The 18,756-nt window shown below is 68.2% G+C and carries 16 protein-coding genes; 7 read left to right on the forward strand and 9 right to left on the reverse strand.

Translation table 11 applies throughout. From position 1 onward, the window contains the following. Positions 1–32 precede the first annotated feature (32 nt). The 8 genes from N5D30_RS03295 to N5D30_RS03330 form a co-directional block, all read right to left on the reverse strand. A complete protein-coding gene (locus N5D30_RS03295; RefSeq protein WP_279907643.1) occupies positions 33–1,058 on the reverse strand; it encodes a DUF2156 domain-containing protein in 1,026 nt (341 codons plus the stop codon). Further along, on the reverse strand, positions 1,055–1,897 hold the full coding sequence (locus N5D30_RS03300) for a metal-dependent hydrolase (RefSeq protein WP_279907644.1): 843 nt from the start codon (positions 1,895–1,897) through the stop codon (positions 1,055–1,057). Before N5D30_RS03300 ends, N5D30_RS03295 begins: the two co-directional genes overlap by 4 nt. 19 nt (positions 1,898–1,916) lie before the next feature. Next, the gene (locus N5D30_RS03305; protein ID WP_279907645.1) at positions 1,917–2,855 is read right to left on the reverse strand and encodes a fatty acid desaturase; all 939 of its coding nucleotides are present in this window, start codon (positions 2,853–2,855) and stop codon (positions 1,917–1,919) included. A 58-nt stretch (positions 2,856–2,913) separates the two neighbouring features. Continuing rightward, on the reverse strand, positions 2,914–5,880 hold the full coding sequence (locus N5D30_RS03310) for an aminotransferase class III-fold pyridoxal phosphate-dependent enzyme (RefSeq protein ID WP_279907646.1): 2,967 nt from the start codon (positions 5,878–5,880) through the stop codon (positions 2,914–2,916). 341 nt (positions 5,881–6,221) lie between these two features. Next, positions 6,222–6,653, reverse strand: coding sequence for a PaaI family thioesterase (locus N5D30_RS03315; protein ID WP_279907647.1), 432 nt, complete (start codon positions 6,651–6,653; stop codon positions 6,222–6,224). Positions 6,654–6,819: 166 nt separating this feature from the next. After that, on the reverse strand, positions 6,820–8,469 hold the full coding sequence (locus N5D30_RS03320) for an acyl-CoA dehydrogenase family protein (RefSeq protein ID WP_279907648.1): 1,650 nt from the start codon (positions 8,467–8,469) through the stop codon (positions 6,820–6,822). A gap of 2 nt (positions 8,470–8,471) precedes the next feature. Then, complete coding sequence (locus tag N5D30_RS03325; RefSeq protein WP_220811961.1) at positions 8,472–9,107, reverse strand: TetR/AcrR family transcriptional regulator; 636 nt, start codon at positions 9,105–9,107, stop codon at positions 8,472–8,474. Between the two features lie 104 nt (positions 9,108–9,211). Then, a complete protein-coding gene (locus N5D30_RS03330; RefSeq protein WP_279907649.1) occupies positions 9,212–11,596 on the reverse strand; it encodes a hybrid sensor histidine kinase/response regulator in 2,385 nt (794 codons plus the stop codon). A gap of 321 nt (positions 11,597–11,917) precedes the next feature. Between N5D30_RS03330 and N5D30_RS03335 the strand changes: the two genes are divergently transcribed. The 4 genes from N5D30_RS03335 (at position 11,918) to N5D30_RS03350 (ending at position 15,399) form a co-directional block, all read left to right on the forward strand. Beyond that, on the forward strand, positions 11,918–12,715 hold the full coding sequence (locus tag N5D30_RS03335) for a hydroxymethylpyrimidine/phosphomethylpyrimidine kinase (RefSeq protein WP_279907650.1): 798 nt from the start codon (positions 11,918–11,920) through the stop codon (positions 12,713–12,715). 22 nt (positions 12,716–12,737) lie between these two features. Further along, a complete protein-coding gene (gene thiE, locus N5D30_RS03340; RefSeq protein ID WP_279907826.1) occupies positions 12,738–13,358 on the forward strand; it encodes a thiamine phosphate synthase in 621 nt (206 codons plus the stop codon). Positions 13,359–13,389: 31 nt separating this feature from the next. Next, positions 13,390–14,673 carry a glutamate-1-semialdehyde 2,1-aminomutase gene (hemL, locus tag N5D30_RS03345; RefSeq protein ID WP_279907651.1) on the forward strand — a complete coding sequence of 428 codons (1,284 nt, stop codon included), beginning with the start codon at positions 13,390–13,392 and terminating at the stop codon, positions 14,671–14,673. Positions 14,674–14,793: 120 nt separating this feature from the next. Then, positions 14,794–15,399: a tetratricopeptide repeat protein gene (locus N5D30_RS03350; RefSeq protein ID WP_220811954.1), complete on the forward strand. Its 606-nt coding sequence runs from the start codon at positions 14,794–14,796 to the stop codon at positions 15,397–15,399. A 24-nt stretch (positions 15,400–15,423) separates the two neighbouring features. Here the strand turns inward: N5D30_RS03350 and N5D30_RS03355 are convergent, their stop codons facing one another. Continuing rightward, positions 15,424–15,747: a DUF1820 family protein gene (locus N5D30_RS03355; protein ID WP_279907652.1), complete on the reverse strand. Its 324-nt coding sequence runs from the start codon at positions 15,745–15,747 to the stop codon at positions 15,424–15,426. Positions 15,748–15,877: 130 nt separating this feature from the next. On the opposite strand from N5D30_RS03355, the gene miaB reads away from it, so the two are divergent. From miaB to ybeY, 3 genes are all read left to right on the forward strand, one after another. Then, on the forward strand, positions 15,878–17,197 hold the full coding sequence (gene miaB, locus N5D30_RS03360) for a tRNA (N6-isopentenyl adenosine(37)-C2)-methylthiotransferase MiaB (protein ID WP_279902769.1): 1,320 nt from the start codon (positions 15,878–15,880) through the stop codon (positions 17,195–17,197). 106 nt (positions 17,198–17,303) lie between these two features. Further along, complete coding sequence (locus N5D30_RS03365) at positions 17,304–18,296, forward strand: PhoH family protein (RefSeq protein WP_279907653.1); 993 nt, start codon at positions 17,304–17,306, stop codon at positions 18,294–18,296. After that, positions 18,289–18,747, forward strand: a complete 459-nt coding sequence (gene ybeY, locus N5D30_RS03370; protein ID WP_279907655.1) for an rRNA maturation RNase YbeY — start codon at positions 18,289–18,291, stop codon at positions 18,745–18,747. The genes N5D30_RS03365 and ybeY overlap by 8 nt, the downstream gene beginning before the upstream one ends. Positions 18,748–18,756 lie beyond the last annotated feature (9 nt).

The following is an 18,756-nucleotide window of genomic DNA, read 5'->3' on the forward strand; positions in this document are numbered from 1 at the left end:
CTGTCCTCCGCGGCTGTCGTGAGTTGGCTGGGTCAGAACACCTGCAGCGCCTTGAACACGCCCAGGACGCGATACAGGCTGAGGCCGGGGATGGACGCGAGATAGACCTTGAAATGCCGGCCGCGGTACTTGTCCTTGTGGAAGAAGTTGCCCTCGAACGGGTAGATGAACGGGCAATGGCGGAACATGAAGCGGAACAGCCCGCTCAGGTACGCTTTGTGCAGATAGCGACCGTCGTCCAGCAGGGCGAAGGGCGACAGGCCCAGGGACAGCAGCTCGCGCCCCTCGGCCTGGAAGCGTCCGAGCGCCTCCAGTACGATCAGGTCGTTGGTGCCGTGGGGGGCGTCGCCGACGATCCGCGACAGGTTGTGCAGATAGCCGATGACCTCGCCGTCGCGGTACATCGGGTCAAAGATCGCCAGGCTCAGCAGGCGGCCCTCGCGGGTGGCCCAGAAGTAGCGCACGTCATCCTCGTCCTCCAGCGTCAGCGGCCGGTTCAGGCCGATGAACTCGTGCCCGCCCTTGCGCCCCAGCCACTCCCGGTTCAGCGCCATCAGCTCGTCGCGATCGAGCTGCGAGATGCGCCCCTCGACCACCTCCACGCCCTCCTTGCGCGCTTTGTTGCGCCAGCGGCGCAGGTGGCTGTAGGCCGGGCCGCGCAGCTCGCTGTCGAAGCCGGCCAGGTCGATCTCCCATTCCACGCCCATCTCGTTCACCGGGAAGCCACGGCGGCTGAGGATGGCGGCGAAGCCCTCGCCGATCTCCAGGAACACGGTGGCCGCCGCACCGGGGCTCTGCAGGTAGGCGTCGAGCAGGGCCTCATGATCGGCGACCGCGGCGATGGGGTCGCCCAGGACCACGTGCAGCCCCCGGGGCGCGAACAGCGGGTGACGCAGCCGCAGATAGGCCAGGTAGCCGAGCCGCTCGTGGATGAAGTACTGCAGCCCCGGCTGCAGGGTGGAGTAGGCCATGCAGCCGCGCCCGTGCTGGCGCAGATAGGGCACGAGCAGCGCCTCGCGGCTGTCGGCAGCGGCCTGCAGGCCCTGCAGCACGCTCATGGCTGGCCCACCTGGGCGTCGATCACCCGCCGGCGCAGCACATGCTCGGCCAGTTGCCGGTTGTCGCTGTGCGAGGGATGGAAACCGCGCCGGATCGCCTGGAAGCAGCCGCGCGTCATGCGCGGCAGGAACTTCTCCTCGACGAAGAAATAGCGGAACGCCGCCTTCCAGGTGCGCCACTTGAACAGCTGGCGGTCCTGGCGCAGGAAGGTGGCGCAGCCGAGGAACAGGTACGCCATGTTCACCAGGTAGCAGAAGATCACCCCGTAGCCGAGCCAGAAGCGGTTGCCGGACACCGCCTGGTAGACGTCGAAGGCCACCGACTTGTGCTCGATCTCCTCGGCGAAATGCCACTCGTAGAGCGCCCGCACAGGCGGCTCCACGGCGGCCAGCTTGCCGCTGGACAGGGTGATTTCGGCGAACAGCTCGTTGACCCGCTCGATCCCCACGACGAACGCCAGCTGCTGCAGGGGCGTGGAGGTGGGCTGGAGGATCTTGAACGAGATGAAGCGGGTGAAGCCCAGGTAGGTGTCGAGTCTGAAACCCTGGGCGCGCAGGGCCTCCAGGAACTGGTTGTGGCCACGGGCGTGGGAGATTTCCTGGCCGATCAGCCCCAGGGCGTCGCGGCTGACCTGCGGGCTCTGCAGCTGGTCGATGAATTTGCGGATGGTCTGCACGATGAAGTTCTCGCCATCCGGAATGGTGATGGTGTAGGCGTTCAGCCAGTGGGTCAGGAACGGCTCGCCCGCCCAGTGCCGCGACGGCGGGCTGGCGCCGTAATCCACGTCGAAACGCCGGGCGCGGATACGCGCGGGGCTGTCGTTGGTTTCGCTGGTCATGAGATTCCCCCGGGACGTTTCAGTGGTTGAACAGGTTGCTCAGGTGGGTGCCGCGGACGACCCGGCGCTGGCTTTCCGGCAGCATTTCCTGGCGCAGGCGCGGCACCAGCCTCCAGTGCACGAACGGACGGTAGTGGTGCTCCTGGTGGAAGCCGTTGTTGAACCACAGCAGGTTGTAGAGGCGGCCGTAGCAGCTCACCGAGTCGGTCTTGCGGTCGCCGGGCGTGGCGCCGTGGTGTTCCAGGTAGTTTTCCGCAAGGGCCACGACCTGGCCGAGGTAGGACACCGGCACGAAGTAGAACAGGAAGAAGCGCCAGTCCAGCCACGCCAGGCCGGCGTAGAAGGCCAGCAGCGCCACGGCCTCGCACCAGACCAGCCAGGCCAGCTTCTTCTGCCGGGCCATGGCGTAGAGCCGGCCGAAGTCGGTGCGCAGCGGGCCGAGCAGGGAGTAGCGCCAAAGGCTCTCCGCCTCCCGGGGCTCGCCCGAATAGCGGTACAGCGAGGAGAAGTCGCCGGTCTCGCCGTCTTCCCCGCGGTAGTCGTTGTTGAACTGGTGATGGTTGAGGTGGTGGGCGCGGTAGAGCGTCTGCGGCATGCCCAGGGCCAGCGAGTTGAGCACCGAGAACAGCCGGTTCAGCGGCTCGGCGCGAAAGAACGGGTTATGGATGAAGTTGTGGGCGATGCACTGGTAGTTGGTGCAGATCATCAGCACGAAGAACAACCCCAGGCCGGTCAGCGCCCAGGGGCCCAGTACGGTGAAGTAGAGGGCGGTGGCGACGATCGCCGTGCAGTTGAGCAGGGTCAGCAGCACCAGCACCCCGTCCATCGCCGAGTGGCGGAACAGCCAGCCGCCCTCCAGGCGCAACCGGCTCGCGGTGCTGGAGCGCCGCGCGCCCGCTTCTGCATCGTCCTGGCGTATGCGCTGTCGCGGGCCGCTCAGCGGGTCCGTCGTCGTCATCTCAGACCTCCTCATTCGGTTTTCCGGGCGGCGCGCGTGAACGTGCCGGCCCCTGCCGCTAGTAGCTGCGGCTCATCTTCAGGTCGCCCAGCTCGAAGCCATGCAGCCTGGCCAGTTCCAGCATCTCGACCACCCGTTCCTTGCGCACGTCGCCCTTGCTGTAGTCGCTGGTCATGCCGGTGAGCCCCATCAGGATGGTCTCGGCCATGCAGGCGAACACGTGGTCCGGCGGCAGCGGCAGGCCCTCCAGCAGGAAGTCGCGCGCTCCAGTGTGGGCGTTGTCCCGCGCCACCTGGGCGGGGACCGGCGGCACGCGGACCAGCCCGCCCTTGATCACGGTCACGTCGGGGCGCCGCTCGCGCACCGACGGGTCGGTGTCGGCGGGCAGGGCCACATCGCAGATGATCACCGGGCCGTCGCTCAGGTGCTCGGGGAAGATCAGCGTGCCGGCCTGGCTGCTGGCGCCGAGGATCAGGTTGGCCTGGCGCATGTCGGCCGGGTCGGTGGAGATGCGGATGGGGCTGTGCTCGCCGCATTCCCGCTGCAGGCCGAGGTGCAGGTCGCGGCCCAGCTGTTCGTCGTCCGCAGGCGCCGCTTCGAGCAGCTGGCGCGCGGTACGGCTGCCGGCGATGCGCGCGGCCAGGGCATGCGTCTGCGCCAGGCCGTCGGTGGAGTCGCCATGGCTGGCCAGGTGGTCGCGCAGGGCCTGGAAGGCCCCGGCGTAGATCTTCGCCGCCAGCGCCTCCAGCGCGCGCTCGCGCCCCGGACGGCCGATCAGGATCAGGCGCGGAACCTTCTCCGCCATCAGTTCGCTGTACACCGCGCCGATGTTGCCGTTGGCGCCGACGGCGGCGAAGCAGGCCGACTGCAGGTCTATGCCGGTCTCGGCGGCGGTCTTCAGCAGCGCCTCGTAGCCCATGCCGATGGTCAGCGAGTTGCCGGTGGTGACGGCCAGGCCGTCATGCCGCACCGCCTTGCAGTTCTGCATGATGATCGAGGTGAAGCCGCCGAAGCCGACGATCTCGCAGCCCTCCTCGACGGCCTTGTCGATGGCCGCCTCGGTCAGCTCCACCAGGGTCTGCAGGTCGCGTTCCTGCATGTGCTTCTGGATCAGCGCCGAGGTGATGGGCACGCCGATGGATTGCAGGCGGACCTTCTTGCCGGTCTTCGAGTAGAGCGTGTGGGCGCGCATGTAGAACGGCTTGAGGTACGGGTAGCAGCGCTCCAGCAGCGCCTCGACCTGGGCCAGGCTGAAGCGCTCGCAGCTGTGGTCGAACAGGTGCATGTTGCCGGCATCGACGAAGTGCATGAGGAAGCCGATGCGGCGCTCCACGCCCTCTTCCGGGGTGGTGAAGTAGCGGCCGCGGTAGTCCCGCACCTCGCCGTGGGCCTGCGGCGTGGCGAGGCCGGCGATGTACTTCACCAGTTCGTAGAAGTTGCCGTGGCGCAGGATCAGGCACAGCCGTTCGAGGGCGGCGTACAGCCGTTGCCGAGCCTCGGGGCTGACGCAAGCAGCCGGCTCGAAGCGCAGCACGTTGTTGTTTGACAGCAGCGGCGCCACGCGGATGCGGTGCTCGTGCAGCAGGTAGCCGGCATAGACGAAGCCGATGATGTCGCTGCCGGCCAGGGTGCGCAGGCCGGGCGACTCGGCCTGGCGCTGGTCGGCGAATTCGAGCGCCAGCATCAGGCCCTCGCCGCGCACGTCCTGCACCACCTCGGGAAAGCGCTGCTTGAGCGCGAGCAGCGCGGCCTTGATCTCGCCACCGACCTCGGTGCAGGCGCGCATGATGCCCGGGTCCTCGTCCAGCAGCCGCAGGCAGCGCAGGGCGATGGCCGAGCTGAAGTCGTCCTCGGCGAAGGTCGAGGTGTGGATCAGGCTGAACTCTTCCTCGAAGCAGTCGCGGGCGATGCTGACGCTGGCGATCTTCGCCAGGCCGCCACCGAGGCTCTTCGACAACAGGTAGTAGTCGGCGCCCACGGCGCTGGCCTCGGAGGCGAGGAAGCGTCCGGTACGACCCATGCCGCTCTGGATCTCGTCGAAGACCAGGTGGATGCCCTGCTCGTCGCAGGTTCGCCGCAGCTGGCGCAGGTAATCGGCGCCGAGCACGTGGATGCCGCCCTCGCCCTGGATGGGTTCGACGAACAGCGCGGCGACGTTGCATACCTCGTGGGTCTCGACCACCGCGCGCTGCTGCGCGTCGAGCCCGACGCTGTAGTAGCGCAGGGTGCGCGCCAGGGTCTGCTGCTGGAAATCCGCAGGGTCGTCGCGGTCGACGAAGATCACCTGCGGGCCGAGGGAGACGAAGGCCGAGCGGTACATCTCGTTCTCGGTCAGGTTCACCGCGCCGGCGGTCTTACCGTGGTAGGACTTGTGCAGGCAGCAGTAATAGGCACGGGCCTCGAGGAAGCGCTCGCGGTTGAGCCGGCGAACGGCGGCGACCGCCTCGGCGAAGGTCTCGACCCGTTCCCCCAGCAGTTCCCTCAGCAGACGCGCCGACTCGCTGGCCAGCGGCAGGCGATCCGGCGCGCGGTGATTGCGCAGCTTTAGCAGGCGCGCTTCGCCGGCGTCGAGCAGCCGTTGCTTGCGGTTGCGATGAGCCAGCTGGGCATGCTTGAGCGCGGCCTCCACCGCCTCGGTGCCGCTGTTGGCCAGGGTGCTGATGAACTCGCGGCCCAGGCGCGCGGACAGCATGTCGTTGAGCTTGCGCCCCAGCTGCGCGGTATGCCCGCGCAGGCTGGCCTGGACGGCGAACGGCCGGCCGGCGCGCAGCAGGTCGATGGCGGTCTCCACCAGTTGCGGGTGGTTGTGGCCGAACATCAGCGCGCCGTAGCCACCGAGGAAGTCGTAGACACGGACCCGCTCGCCGTGGTCGTCGCAGTATTCGAGGGTATCGCCCTCGCCGAAGACGTACTCCACGTCCAGGCGCAGGCAGCCGAGCAGGCGTCCGGTGAGCGGCCTGACGAAGCGTTGGTAGTGCTCGCGGTTGTCGAGCACGGGAAACGACGGCACCTGGATCACAGACATGGACTCTCCCTCCCTGCATGGCGCCATGGCCATGTTCCAGGGCTACGACTGGCCACGCTGGGCGATGGCCGCTACGGACGGGGCTCGCGCAAACGCCTGCTCCGGCGGGAGGCATGGGCATTCAAACAAGCGCCTGACTGGTACGCCCTATACTGAAGGTCATGTCCGGGAGAAGGTTCGCCGCTTTATGCCGCGATTGCGGCCGGCGTCACAAAGGGCCGGGAGAGTAGGGCTCGAAGCGATAAACGGTCCGCGATCGGGAGGGTGATCGGGTTGCCGGGACGTTTCCCGGGGAGAGCGGCAGCGCCAGGGAGGCTGGCGCCGCCGTCAGGAGATTCGAATCAGGCGGGCATCGCCACCACGGCCATGGTCACGGAAGCCTTGCTGTAGAGCCGGCGCTCGCCGTTCTCGTAGCCGAACACCTCGGCCTCGACCACGGTGGCCTGGCGGCCGGCCTTGAGCACTTCGGCGCGGCACAGCAGGCGTTCGCTGCGCGCCGGGCGCAGCAGGTTGACCTTGAACTCCAGGGTCAGCACCGTCTGGCCGTCGGCCACCAGGGTGGCGGCCGCGGCTCCGGCGGCGTGGTCGGCCAGGGTGGTCTGCACGCCGGCGTGGATGAAGCCGTTCTGCTGCAGGTGGCGGGACAGGATGTCCAGTTCCGCCTCGACCCAGCCGGGGCCGCAGTCGGCCAGGCGGATGCCCAGGTCCTGGATGAAGTTGGCGGCGGCGAAGCCGTGTTCGACCAGCTCGCGGTAGCGTGGATGGGCCTGCATGGCGGTGTCCTTTTCTTGTTCTAGTAACGGGCGGTTAGAGCCTGCTTACGATCTTGCGAGCTAGAGGAAAACAAGGCGAAAGTGGCTAAGGAAGCGGAGGGTCAATGAGCATTCCGCAGCCACTTTCAACGCAGATTTCCGACGCGCAGCAATCGCAAGCAGGTTCTCAGGCCAGGTGCGGGGTGCTGCGGGCCACCAGCGCCTCGACGTCCGCGCCGCGTGGCAAGGTGCCGTACACACGGCCGCGACCGGCCAGGCGGCTGGCGATAAAGGCATCGCTCACCACGCTGTTGCCGGCCTCCAGCAGCAGCTTGGCCTGCAGGGCCACGGCCACGTCCTCGGTGAGCTGGCGGGCGCGGAACTGGATGTCGGCGGTGTCGGCGAAGTCGTTCTTGAGCTGCTGGATGTGCGCCTTCAGACGCGCGTCGCCGTGGCCATCGCCCAGCTCGACGAACAGCGCGTCGAGCACGCCCGGCTCCTTGGACAGGGCGCGCAGCACGTCCAGGCACTGCACGTTGCCCGAGCCTTCCCAGATCGAGTTGACCGGCGCCTCGCGGTACAAGCGCGGCATGATGGTCTCCTCGACGTAGCCGGCGCCGCCCATGCATTCGCTGGCCTCGTAGACCATCTCCGGCGCGCGCTTGCAGATCCAGTACTTGCCGATGGCGGTGACCAGGCGGGCGAACTTGTCCTCCTGCTCGTCGTGCTGGTGGTCGAGGGCGCGCCCCATGCGCATGCACAGGGCCAGCGCGGCCTCGCTCTCCAGGGCCAGGTCGGCCAGCACGTTCTGCATCAGCGGCTGGTCGGCCAGCAGCTTGCCGCCGACCTTGCGGTGGGCGCAGTGGTGCGCGGCCTGGGTCAGCGCCTGGCGCATCAGGCTGCTGGAGCCGACCATGCAGTCGAAGCGGGTCATGGACACCATCTCGATGATGGTCGGCACGCCCCTGCCCTCTTCGCCGAGCATCCAGGCGAAGGCGCCGCGGTATTCCACCTCGCTGGAGGCGTTGGCCCAGTTGCCCAGCTTGTTCTTCAGACGCTGCACGTAGAACTGATTGCGCGTGCCGTCCGGGCGGTGGCGCGGCAGCAGGAAGCAGGACAGGCCCTTGTCGGTGTAAGCCAAGGTCAGGAAGGCGTCGCACATGGGCGCCGAGCAGAACCACTTGTGGCCGACCAGCTCGTAGGCCTCGCCTGGGCCGCCGACGCCCACAGGGTAGGCGCGGGTGGTGTTGGCGCGCACGTCGGTGCCGCCCTGCTTCTCGGTCATCGCCATGCCGATGGTGACGCCGGCCTTCTGCTCCATCGGCACGTTGCGCGGGTCGTACTGGGTGGCGAGGACCTTCGGCAGCCACTGCTCGGCGACATTCGGCTGCAGCCTGAGCGCCGGCACGGCGGCGAAGGTCATGGTCAGCGGGCAGCCGCTGGCAGCCTCGGCCTGGCTGTGCAGGTAGGTGAGGCCGGCGCGGGCGACGTGGGCACCTGCGCGCGGGTCCACCCAGGGCAGCGACGGCAGGCCATGCTCGACGGCGGTGCGCATCAGCTCGTGGTAGGCCGGGTGGAATTCCACCAGGTCGATGCGGTTGCCGTAGCGGTCGTGGCTCTTGAACTCCGGCTTGTGCTCGTTGGCCAGGAAGCCGGCCTGCATCAGCGGGCCGCCGGCCAGGGCGCCGTAGGTGTCCAGGCGGTCCTCCGCCCAGCCGCCGCCGTAGCGGCGAATCCACTCCTGCAGCGGCAGGTCGGTGCGGTACAGGTTGGCGCCGTCCAGCGACGGCACCTGGTTGAACACTTCGTGGGTTTCGGCGAGTGACTGCAGGGACATGCTCAGGACTCCGGGGCGCCGACGGCGCGCAGGCAGAAGGTGATCAGGGCTTGGCTGACGGTGGCCAGGTCCGCCGACGGCAGGCCGGCGTCGCGGGCCGCGCGGGCCGGTGGGGACAGCGGGCCGACCAGGGCCTCGGCGATGGCGCCCACCAGGCAGGCGGCCACCAGATTCACTTGGGTGACGCGGAATTCGCCGGTGCGCACGCCCTCCTCCAGCAGGTCGACGAACAGCTCGGCGTAGGATTCGCGGAACAGCAGGCGCTGCTCGTCGACTTCCGGCTCCACCGGCTCGGCGATCAGCGCGAAGGCCAGGCGCCGGCTGTGCCAGGCGCGGGCGGCGAACTGCTCCAGGCCCGCGGCCAGGCGTCTGGACGCGCTGCCGGGGCCGCGGAGGATTTCGGCGAGCACGTCGACCTCGACGCGGCAGGCGTTGCTGAAGACTTCCGCCGCCAGCTCGCCCTTGCCGCTGAAGTGGCGGTACAGGCTGCCGGTGGCGATGCCCGCGTCCTCGGCCAGGGCCTGCATGGTGAGGCTGGCGAAGCCGCCCTCGGCGACCCGGGCATGGGCGCAGACGAGGATGCGTTCGCGCAGCTCCTGGGCACGATCGAGGCGGGCGGTGGTGGTGCGATAGGCCATGAGCTGAATCCATGTTCATGAATTCAGCTCAGTGAATCACGATTCACTTCTTGATGAAAACGACGATTCGGCCAAATCATGGCCGGATCATTGTAGCTAGCGGTTCAAGGCGCCCGGCACAGCACCCAGTCGTGCAGCAGGGCCTGGAGTTCGAGGAACTTCACCGGCTTGACCAGGTAATCGCTCATGCCGGCCGCCAGGCAGCGCTCGTGATCGCCGCTGTGGCTGTGGGCGGTGATGGCCAGCACCGGAATCTCGCCGCAGCCGGGCAGGTTGCGCAGCGCGCGGCAGGTGGCGAAGCCGTCCATCACCGGCATCTGGCAGTCCAGCAGCACCGCGTCGACCGGCTCGCCACGCACCACGCCGAGGGCCTCGGCGCCGTTGTCGGCGGTGCGCACCCGGTAGCCGAGCTTGAGCAGCATGCCGCGGGTCACCAGCTGGTTGATCGCATTGTCCTCGACCACCAGTACGGTGCATTGCTCGGGCCGGCGCTGCGGCGGGCCGGCGGCGCGCCGGGAGGCAGCCACGATGTCCGGCAGGCGCTGGGCTGGCAGGTCGAGCGGAACGGCGATGGTGAAGACACTGCCCTGCCCCGGCTGCGACTGGTGCCGGAGGTCGCCGCCGAGCAGGTCGACCAGCTGGCGGCAGATCGCCAGGCCGATGCCCAGCCCGCCGTACTGCCGGGTGGTGGAGCCGTCCAGCTGGTGGAAGCGCTGGTACAGGCCGGCCTCGTCCGAGGCGACGAAACCGATGCCGGTGTCGCGCACCTCGATGCGCAGCGGCACGTTGTCGGCCAGCGGCCCGGCCGCGCCGATGCGCAGGGCGACCTGGCCCTGGTGGGTGAACTTGATGGCGTTGTCCAGCAGGTAGCCCACGGCCTGGCTCAGTCTGGCCGAATCGCCTTCCAGGGTGTCAGGCAGGTTGTCGTCCACCTCGACCACGAAGGCCAGCCCCCGCTCCTCCGCCCTGCCGGCGTACTGCACGCGCAGGCCGTCGACCAGGCCGCGCAGGCTGAACGGCTCCCGCCGCAGGTGGAGCTTGCCGGCCTGCAGCTCGGTGAGGGCGAGGATGTCGTCGACCATGTGCATCATGTCGCGCGCCGAACTGGAGGCGGTGCGCTGGTACTGCTCCAGCTCCACGTCGAGCCGCACCGTCTGCATCAGCTCCAGCGAGCCGATCACGCCGTTCATCGGCGTGCGCAGCTCGTGGGTGACGGTGGCGAGGAACTCGTCCTTGACCCGGTTGCTGTCGGCCAGTTCGCGGTTGAGCGACTCCAGTTCGCGCCCGGCCTCCTGGAGGATGCGCGTGCGCTCCTCCTTCATCGCGTTGATGCGGTCCGCCAGGGCCAGGGACAGCAGCCCCACCTCCAGCGCCGAACCGAACTGGCTGGCGTACATGGTGAAGAAGGTATAGGGCAGGAAGCCCAGCACCATCAGGGTGTTGATCACCCCGCCGGCGAGGAAGGCCGTCCAGGCGATGATGAAGTAGCGCGCCACGCGCATGCCGCGCAGCCAGGCCAGCACGCCGGCGCTGAAGATCACCACGGTGAAGGCCAGCGCCAGCGAGGTGGCCAGGCGCAGGGCGACGGCGTAGCTGCTGGTCAGCGCCAGCACCATCACCAGCACGCCGACCGCCATCAGCAGACGCAGTAGGCGGTCGACCCACGGGCTGTGCGCCCGGGTCTGCAGGAAGCTGCGGGCGAACTGGCAGCCGAACAGCGCCGCCGCGCCGATCAGGAAAGGCGTGACCGCGTTGGCCCACCAGGGGTTGTCGGGCCAGAAGTACTGCACGCCGGCGCCGTTGACCGACACCTGGTACAGGCCGAACGAGGCGATGTAGAGGATGTAGTAGAGGTAGCTGGTGTCGCGGACGGCGAGGAAGATGAACAGGTTGTAGATCAGCATCGCCAGCAGCACGCCGTAGATGATGCCGAGGGTGTAGATCCGCGCCGGTTGCGCCTCGATGAAGGCGTCCGGCGACCACAGCCCCAGCGGCAGCTGCATCGAGCCCTGGCTCTGTGCGCGCAGGTACACGCGCTGGGTCTGCCCGGGCGTCAGTTCGAGGTTGAACAGGTAGTTGTTCTGCTTGATCTGCCGGCTGGAGAAGGGCTGCGCATCGCCGGTGCGCGCGATCAACCGGTAGCCGCCGGCACCGTCGGGCAGGTAGACCTCGAGATGATCGAGCGGCGGATAGGCCAGCTCCAGCAGCCATGCCTTGGGACCGGAGGCAGCGGTCGGCGCGTAGGTCAGGTCGACCCGCAGCCAGAACACCGAGCGCGAGTAGCCGGCGTTGAGCACCGGCCCCGGATTGTCGCGGAAGCCGGCGTCCAGGGCGGCCGAGCCGACCTCTTCGATGCTCGCGTCGCCGCGCACGTCCTCGAACACCTGCATGTCCGAGCCCAGCGCCAGGTAGCGGGTGCGCTCGTCGAACGAGACGGCATGCGCCAGCCAGGTCCAGGCGAACAGGATGAGAAAAATGCAGACACGCATGCAGCCCCGCATGGGTCTCGCGTGGCCGCCCGGAGCCCTCTTCTCCCGGGAGCCTGTTCACGATCTTGCGAGCGGGTGGCGAAATGGCTGGGGAAGCAGCGTTTACGTGGTGTAAACGAGCATTCCGAAGCCGTTTTCAACGCCACTCAGCCGACACGCAGCTGATCGTGAGCAGACTCTTGGCGCGGCGCGCGTAACCCTTCTAATTGGTATGGGCGGCACTCTATCACAGGGCCCCGGGGAAAAATCCGCCGCCCCGGAGCAAGATGTCGCGCCCCGCCGATTGGGCCACCTCGCCGCCAGGTGGTAAGCTCGCCGGCCATGAACAGACACAACTCCCGCCCCGTCGTCCTCTGCCTCTCCGGCCACGACCCTTCCGGTGGTGCCGGCCTGCAGGCGGACATCGAAGCCCTGCTCGCCCAGGGTTGCCACGCCGCTCCGGCGGTCACCGCGCTGACCGTGCAGGACACCGTCAACGTCTCCGACTTCCGCGTGCTCGACCGCGACTGGGTGCTGGCCCAGGCCCGCGCCATCATCGCCGACCTGCCGGTGGCCGCCGTCAAGCTGGGCATGCTCGGCTCGGTGGAGATGGTCGACACCGTGGTCGAGATCATGCAGTCGCTGCCCGGCGTGCCGCTGGTCTGCGACCCGGTGCTGCGCGCCGGCGGCGGCGGCTCGCTGGGCAAGGACGACGTCGGCTACGCCATGCGCGAGCGCCTGCTGCCGATCGCCGCGGCGGCCACGCCGAACCTGCCGGAGGCGCGCATCCTCGCCGAGCTGCCCGAGGGCACCGCGGACGAGTGCGCCGAAAAGCTCTCCCCCTATTGCCGGAACCTGCTGATCACCGGCGGCCACGGCGAAGAGGCCGAAGTGCACAACCGCCTCTACGTGCGCGGCGGCGAACGCCACACCTTCACCTGCGCCCGCCTGCCGGGCAGCTACCACGGCTCCGGCTGCACCCTGGCCAGCACCCTCGCCGGCCGCCTGGCCCTGGGCGAGGAAACGGTCAGCGCCGTGCGCTCGGCCCTCGACTACACCTGGCGCACCCTGCGCGACGCCGAGCAGCCGGGGCGCGGCCAGTTCGTGCCGCGCCGCCTGCCACTGGACTTCTGCCAGTGAGGCGCCGTTCGTGAGCCGGCCATTGCGCGGTCTCTACGCCATCACCGACAGCCAGCTGCTGGCGGACGGCCGGCTGCTGCCCTACGTGGAAGCGGCACTGAAAGGTGGCGCGCGCCTGCTGCAGTACCGCGACAAATCCGGCGACGCCGCCCGCCGCCTGCGCGAGGCCGAGGCCCTGGCCGAGCTGTGCGCACGTCACGGCGCCGACCTGATCATCAACGACGACGCCGAGCTGGCCGCCCGCCTCGGCGTCGGCCTGCACCTGGGCCAGGAGGACGGCTCCCTGGCCGCCGCCCGCGCCCTGCTCGGCCCGCGCGCAGTCATCGGCGGCACCTGTCACGCCAGCCTGCAGCTGGCCACGACGGCGGTCTCCGAGGGCGCCAGCTACATCGCCTTCGGCCGCTTCTTCACGTCGCAGACCAAGCCCGGCGCGCCGAGCGCCACCCCCGAGCTGCTGGAACAGGCCCGCGCCCGCTTCGCCCTGCCGATCACCGCCATCGGTGGTGTCAGCCTGGACAACGGCGCCGACCTGATCCGCCGTGGCGCCGACCTGCTGGCGGTGATCCACGCCCTGTTCTCCGCGCCCTCCGCCGCCGAGGTGGAGGCCCGCGCCCGCGCCTTCGGCGCGCTGTTCGCATCCTGATTCGCTATTGCTGATTCGAGAGAGACCTGCCATGTCCCGTTCGGAAACCCTGTTCGCCAACGCCCAGAAACACATCCCCGGCGGCGTCAACTCGCCGGTGCGCGCCTTCCGCAGCGTCGGTGGCACGCCGCTGTTCTTCAAGCACGCCGAAGGCGCCTACGTGATCGACGAGGACGACAAGCGCTACGTCGACTACGTCGGCTCCTGGGGCCCGATGATCCTCGGCCACGGCCACCCCGAGGTGCTCGACGCGGTGCGCAAGCAGCTGGAGCACGGCCTGTCCTACGGCGCGCCGACCGCGCTGGAAGTGGAAATGGCCGATCTGGTCTGCTCCATCGTGCCGTCCATGGAGCTGGTGCGCATGGTCAGTTCCGGCACCGAGGCGACCATGAGCGCCATCCGCCTGGCCCGCGGCTATACCGGGCGCGACGCCATCATCAAGTTCGAGGGCTGCTACCACGGCCACTCCGACAGCCTGCTGGTCAAGGCCGGCTCCGGCCTGCTGACCCAGGGCGTGCCCAGCTCGGCCGGGGTGCCGGCGGACTTCGCCAAGCACACCCTGACCCTGCCCTACAACGACCTGGCCGCCGTCGAGCAGACCCTGGCCGAGGTCGGCAAGACCGTCGCCTGCATCATCGTCGAGCCGGTGGCCGGCAACATGAACTGCGTGCCGCCGGCGCCCGGTTTCCTCCAGGGTCTGCGCGAGCAGTGCGACAAGCACGGCGTGGTGCTGATCTTCGACGAGGTGATGACCGGTTTCCGCGTCGCCCTCGGCGGCGCCCAGGCCCACTACGGCGTCACCCCGGACCTGTCGACCTTCGGCAAGATCGTCGGTGGCGGCATGCCGGTCGGCTGCTTCGGCGGCAAGCGCGCGATCATGGAATGCGTCGCCCCGCTCGGCCCGGTCTACCAGGCCGGCACCCTGTCGGGCAACCCGCTGGCGATGGCGGCCGGCCTGACCACCCTCAAGCTGATCAGCCGCCCAGGCTTCCATGCCGAGCTGACCGACTTCACCAGCCGCATGCTGGCCGGCCTGCAGGAGCGCGCCGATGCCGCCGGCGTGCCCTTCGTCGCCACCCAGGCCGGCGCCATGTTCGGCCTGTACTTCAGCGGCGCCGACGACATCATCACCTTCGCCGACGTGATGGGCAGCGATGCCGAGCGCTTCAAGCGGTTCTTCCACCTGATGCTGGAAGGCGGCGTGTACCTGGCGCCGAGCGCCTTCGAGGCCGGCTTCACCTCCATCGCCCACGGCGACCGGGAACTGGAAATCACCTTCGCCGCCGCGGAGCGGGCCTTCGCCAGGCTCGCCTGAGGCGGCGGCCGAATCCGGCAAAGGCTTTGTAACGACGCTCCGGCTTATACATAATGTGACGGCCGGCGCGTTTCGCCGGCAGGGCACGAGGCCCGACCGTTCCGCGAGGCGTTCCGATTCATGACATGCACCGGCCGCAAGCTCTTCATGGGCTGCCTGCTGCTCGTTTCCCCACTGCTGGCCCAGGCGGGCGACAACTCGCTGCTGGTGCCGGCCATGGGCCCCTGCTCGCTGAACACCGCCCCCGAAGACCTGCCCCAGGCCGTGGAAGCCTGCCAGGAAGTCGCCCGCCAGGGCGATGCCCAGGCCCAGTACGAACTCGGCGAACTCTATTACGAAGGCCAGCGTGTGCCGCGCGACCTGCCCCAGGCCATGCACTGGTTCGAGCAGTCCTCGCTGCAGGGCAACGCCCAGGCCCAGCTGCGCCTGGGCACCATGTTCTTCCGTGGCGAGGGCGTGCAGGCCAACAACGTGCAGGCCTACATCGTGCTGAAGATGGCGGCGGTGAACGGCTCCGACGAGGCCATGGACAGCGCCGACCAGGTGGCCGAGCGCATGGGCAGGGAAGAACTGCAGGCCGCCAGCCAGGTGCTGGGGCAGATCTTCCGCAGCTACCTGCTGGAGCTGCAGAACCTCGACAACAGAGACCCCTCGGGCTTCAACCCAACACCCGGCTCGCCGGGCACCGGCATCAGCCCGCAGGTGCCGGCCTTCGCGCCCAACTGAGGCCAGTCCGCGCGGCGGCGTGCGCTACTTCTCGGGGATCGGCATGGGGAACGGCATCACGTTGCCGCCGCCCTTGGCCTCGCTGATCTTCGGCGTACCCAGGCGTTCCACCTCGTCGATGCGCACGATGGAGTGCATCGGCACGAAGCTGCGCACCACGCCCTCGAACTGGGCCTTGAGCTTCTCCTCGCTGGGGTCGACCACCACCTGGGTGCGCTCGCCGAAGACGAACTCCTCCACCTCCAGGAAGCCCCACAGGTCGCTCTGGTAGATCTGCTTGGCGTACATCTCGTACACCTGGCCCTGGTTCAGGAAGATCACCTTGTAGATGGGTTCGCGCTTGCTCATAGAAGGAGGATAGAGGACCGCTGGAAATCGGGGGGCGCGAATCTTACCAGCGTGCGGACAGGCAACGCTAGGAAGCTCGTCGGTCGCCCCCTATAATGCGCGGTCCATTCGAACCACCCGATGCACGCTGATGGCCAAGAAGCTTTATATCGAGACCCACGGTTGCCAGATGAACGAGTACGACAGCTCGCGCATGGTCGACCTGCTGGGCGAACACCAGGCCCTTGAAGTCACGGAAAACCCGGCGGAAGCCGACGTGATCCTGCTCAACACCTGCTCGATCCGCGAAAAAGCCCAGGAAAAGGTGTTCTCCAAACTGGGCATGTGGCGCGAGCTGAAGCTGGAGAATCCGAACCTGGTGATCGGCGTCGGTGGCTGCGTGGCCAGTCAGGAGGGCGCCGCCATCCGCGACCGCGCGCCCTACGTCGACGTGGTGTTCGGCCCGCAGACCCTGCACCGCCTGCCGGAGATGATCGACGCCGCGCGCAGCACCAAGAAGGCCCAGGTCGACATCAGCTTCCCCGAGATCGAGAAGTTCGACCGCCTGCCCGAGCCACGCGTCGACGGCCCCAGCGCCTTCGTCTCGGTGATGGAAGGCTGCAGCAAGTACTGCACCTTCTGCGTAGTGCCCTACACCCGCGGCGAGGAAGTCAGCCGCCCGCTGGGCGACGTGCTGCTGGAAATCACCCAGCTCGCGGAGAAGGGCGTCAAGGAAGTCACCCTGCTCGGCCAGAACGTCAACGGCTACCGCCACGACGGCAGCGACTTCGCCGACCTGCTCTACGCGGTGGCGACCATCGACGGCATCGAGCGCATCCGCTACACCACCAGCCACCCGCTGGAATTCTCCGACGCCATCATCCAGGCCCACGCCGACATCCCGCAGCTGGTCAAATTCCTCCACCTGCCCGTGCAGTCCGGCTCGGACCGCGTGCTGGCGGCGATGAAGCGCAACCACACCGCGCTGGAATACAAGTCGCGCATCCGCCGGCTGAAGGCCGCGGTGCCGGACATCTGCATCAGCTCGGACTTCATCGTCGGTTTCCCCGGCGAGACCGAGAAGGACTTCGAGCAGACCATGAAGCTGATCGAGGACGTCGGCTTCGACTTCTCCTTCTCCTTCATCTACAGCTCGCGCCCCGGCACCCCGGCCGCCGACCTGGTGGACGACACCCCGGACGAAGTGAAGAAGCGGCGCCTGCAGATATTGCAGAGCCGCATCCACCAGCAGGGCTACGAGATCAGCCACAAGATGACCGGCAGCATCCAGCGCATCCTGGTCAGCGACTATTCGAAGAAGGACCCGGGCATGCTCCAGGGCCGTACCGAGAACAACCGCATCGTCAACTTCCGCTCGGACAACCCGGCGCTGATCGGCCAGTTCGTCGACGTGCACATCGACGGCGCCCTGCCCCACTCCCTGCGCGGCAGCCTGATCCAGCTCAACTGATCGACCAATGGCCAATGCCAACCCCGCCGCCCGAACTTTCACCCCGGAGCGCGTGGGGTTATCCTTCGCCAACCACCCCCAGCCGAATGGCGGCCAACAGACCACATTGAACGCACCCATAGAACCGCATCGCTTCATCCTCGAACCCTTCGAAGCTCACCGCTTCGCCAATCTCTGCAGGCAATTCGACGAGCACCTGCGCCTGATCGAGCAACGCCTGTCCATCGAGATCCGCAACCGTGGCAACCAGTTCGAACTGGTCGGCCCGAGCAAGCACACCCAGTCCGCCGAGAACCTGCTGCGCCGCCTGTACCGCGAGACCAAGAGTGCCGAGCTGTCGCCGGAGATGGTCCACCTGTACCTGCAGGAGTCCGGTCTGGAGGCGCTGGACAGCGGCAAGGCCGACGCCGGCGTGGCCCTGCGCACCAAGAAGGGCGTGATCAAGCCGCGCGGCGCCAACCAGCAGCGCTACGTCAAGTCGATCCTCGACAACGACATCAACTTCGGCATCGGCCCGGCCGGCACCGGCAAGACCTACCTGGCGGTGGCCTGCGCGGTGGACGCCCTGGAGCGCGAGCAGGTGCGACGCATCCTGCTGGTGCGTCCGGCGGTCGAAGCGGGCGAGAAGCTCGGCTTCCTGCCCGGCGACCTGGCGCAGAAGATCGACCCCTATCTGCGCCCGCTGTACGACGCCCTGTACGAGATGCTCGGCTTCGAGACGGTGGCCAAGCTGATCGAGAAGCAGGTGATCGAGATCGCCCCGCTGGCCTACATGCGCGGGCGCACCCTTAACAACAGCTTCATCATCCTCGACGAGAGTCAGAACACCACCCTCGAGCAGATGAAGATGTTCCTCACCCGTATCGGTTTCGGCTCCACCGCCGTGATCACCGGCGACATCACCCAGGTCGACCTGCCGCGCGGCACCAAGTCCGGCCTCAGCCACGTGATGGAAGTGCTGAAGGACGTACCGGGCATCAGCTTCACCCACTTCAAGCCCAAGGACGTGGTGCGCCACCCGCTGGTGCAGCGCATCGTCGAGGCCTACGAGCGCTTCGAGGAGCGCCAGCCGGCCAGGGACAACCCGCGCGATGCTTGAACTGGACCTGCAGAACACCTCCAGCGCCACCGACCTGCCCAGCGAAGCGCAGCTGCGCCGCTGGTGCGAGCTGGCGCTGCGCCAGCGCACGGCCGACTCCGAGCTGACCATCCGCCTGGTCGACGAACTGGAAGGCCGCGAGCTGAACCACACCTGGCGGCACAAGGACTACGCCACCAACGTGCTGTCCTTCCCCGCCGAAGTGCCGGAAGGCATCCTCGACATCCCGCTGCTCGGCGACCTGGTGATCTGCGTGCCGGTGGTCGAGCGCGAAGCCCGCGAACAGGGCAAGACCGCCGAGGCCCACTGGGCCCACCTGGTCATCCACGGCTGCCTGCACCTCCTCGGCTACGACCACCTCGAAGACGGGGAAGCCGAGGAGATGGAGGCGCTGGAACGGGAATTGCTGGCCGAACTGGGTCATCCCGACCCGTACGCCGAACAAGAATAGGAAGATACC

It is taken from the genome of Pseudomonas sp. GD03875 (genome assembly GCF_029840585.1).
GTDB classification, from domain to species: Bacteria; Pseudomonadota; Gammaproteobacteria; order Pseudomonadales; family Pseudomonadaceae; genus Aquipseudomonas; species Aquipseudomonas paralcaligenes.

Coding starts and splice junctions, on each gene's coding strand:
- ybeY (WP_279907655.1), top strand. CDS start 18,289: ATGCTTGAACTGGACCTGCAGAACACCTCCAGCGCCACCGACCTGCCC.
- hemL (WP_279907651.1), top strand. CDS start 13,390: ATGTCCCGTTCGGAAACCCTGTTCGCCAACGCCCAGAAACACATCCCC.
- N5D30_RS03310 (WP_279907646.1), bottom strand. CDS start 5,880: ATGTCTGTGATCCAGGTGCCGTCGTTTCCCGTGCTCGACAACCGCGAG.
- N5D30_RS03315 (WP_279907647.1), bottom strand. CDS start 6,653: ATGCAGGCCCATCCACGCTACCGCGAGCTGGTCGAACACGGCTTCGCC.
- miaB (WP_279902769.1), top strand. CDS start 15,878: ATGGCCAAGAAGCTTTATATCGAGACCCACGGTTGCCAGATGAACGAG.
- N5D30_RS03320 (WP_279907648.1), bottom strand. CDS start 8,469: ATGTCCCTGCAGTCACTCGCCGAAACCCACGAAGTGTTCAACCAGGTG.
- N5D30_RS03335 (WP_279907650.1), top strand. CDS start 11,918: ATGAACAGACACAACTCCCGCCCCGTCGTCCTCTGCCTCTCCGGCCAC.
- N5D30_RS03305 (WP_279907645.1), bottom strand. CDS start 2,855: ATGACGACGACGGACCCGCTGAGCGGCCCGCGACAGCGCATACGCCAG.
- N5D30_RS03355 (WP_279907652.1), bottom strand. CDS start 15,747: ATGAGCAAGCGCGAACCCATCTACAAGGTGATCTTCCTGAACCAGGGC.
- N5D30_RS03300 (WP_279907644.1), bottom strand. CDS start 1,897: ATGACCAGCGAAACCAACGACAGCCCCGCGCGTATCCGCGCCCGGCGT.
- N5D30_RS03325 (WP_220811961.1), bottom strand. CDS start 9,107: ATGGCCTATCGCACCACCACCGCCCGCCTCGATCGTGCCCAGGAGCTG.
- N5D30_RS03350 (WP_220811954.1), top strand. CDS start 14,794: ATGACATGCACCGGCCGCAAGCTCTTCATGGGCTGCCTGCTGCTCGTT.
- N5D30_RS03330 (WP_279907649.1), bottom strand. CDS start 11,596: ATGCGTGTCTGCATTTTTCTCATCCTGTTCGCCTGGACCTGGCTGGCG.
- N5D30_RS03295 (WP_279907643.1), bottom strand. CDS start 1,058: ATGAGCGTGCTGCAGGGCCTGCAGGCCGCTGCCGACAGCCGCGAGGCG.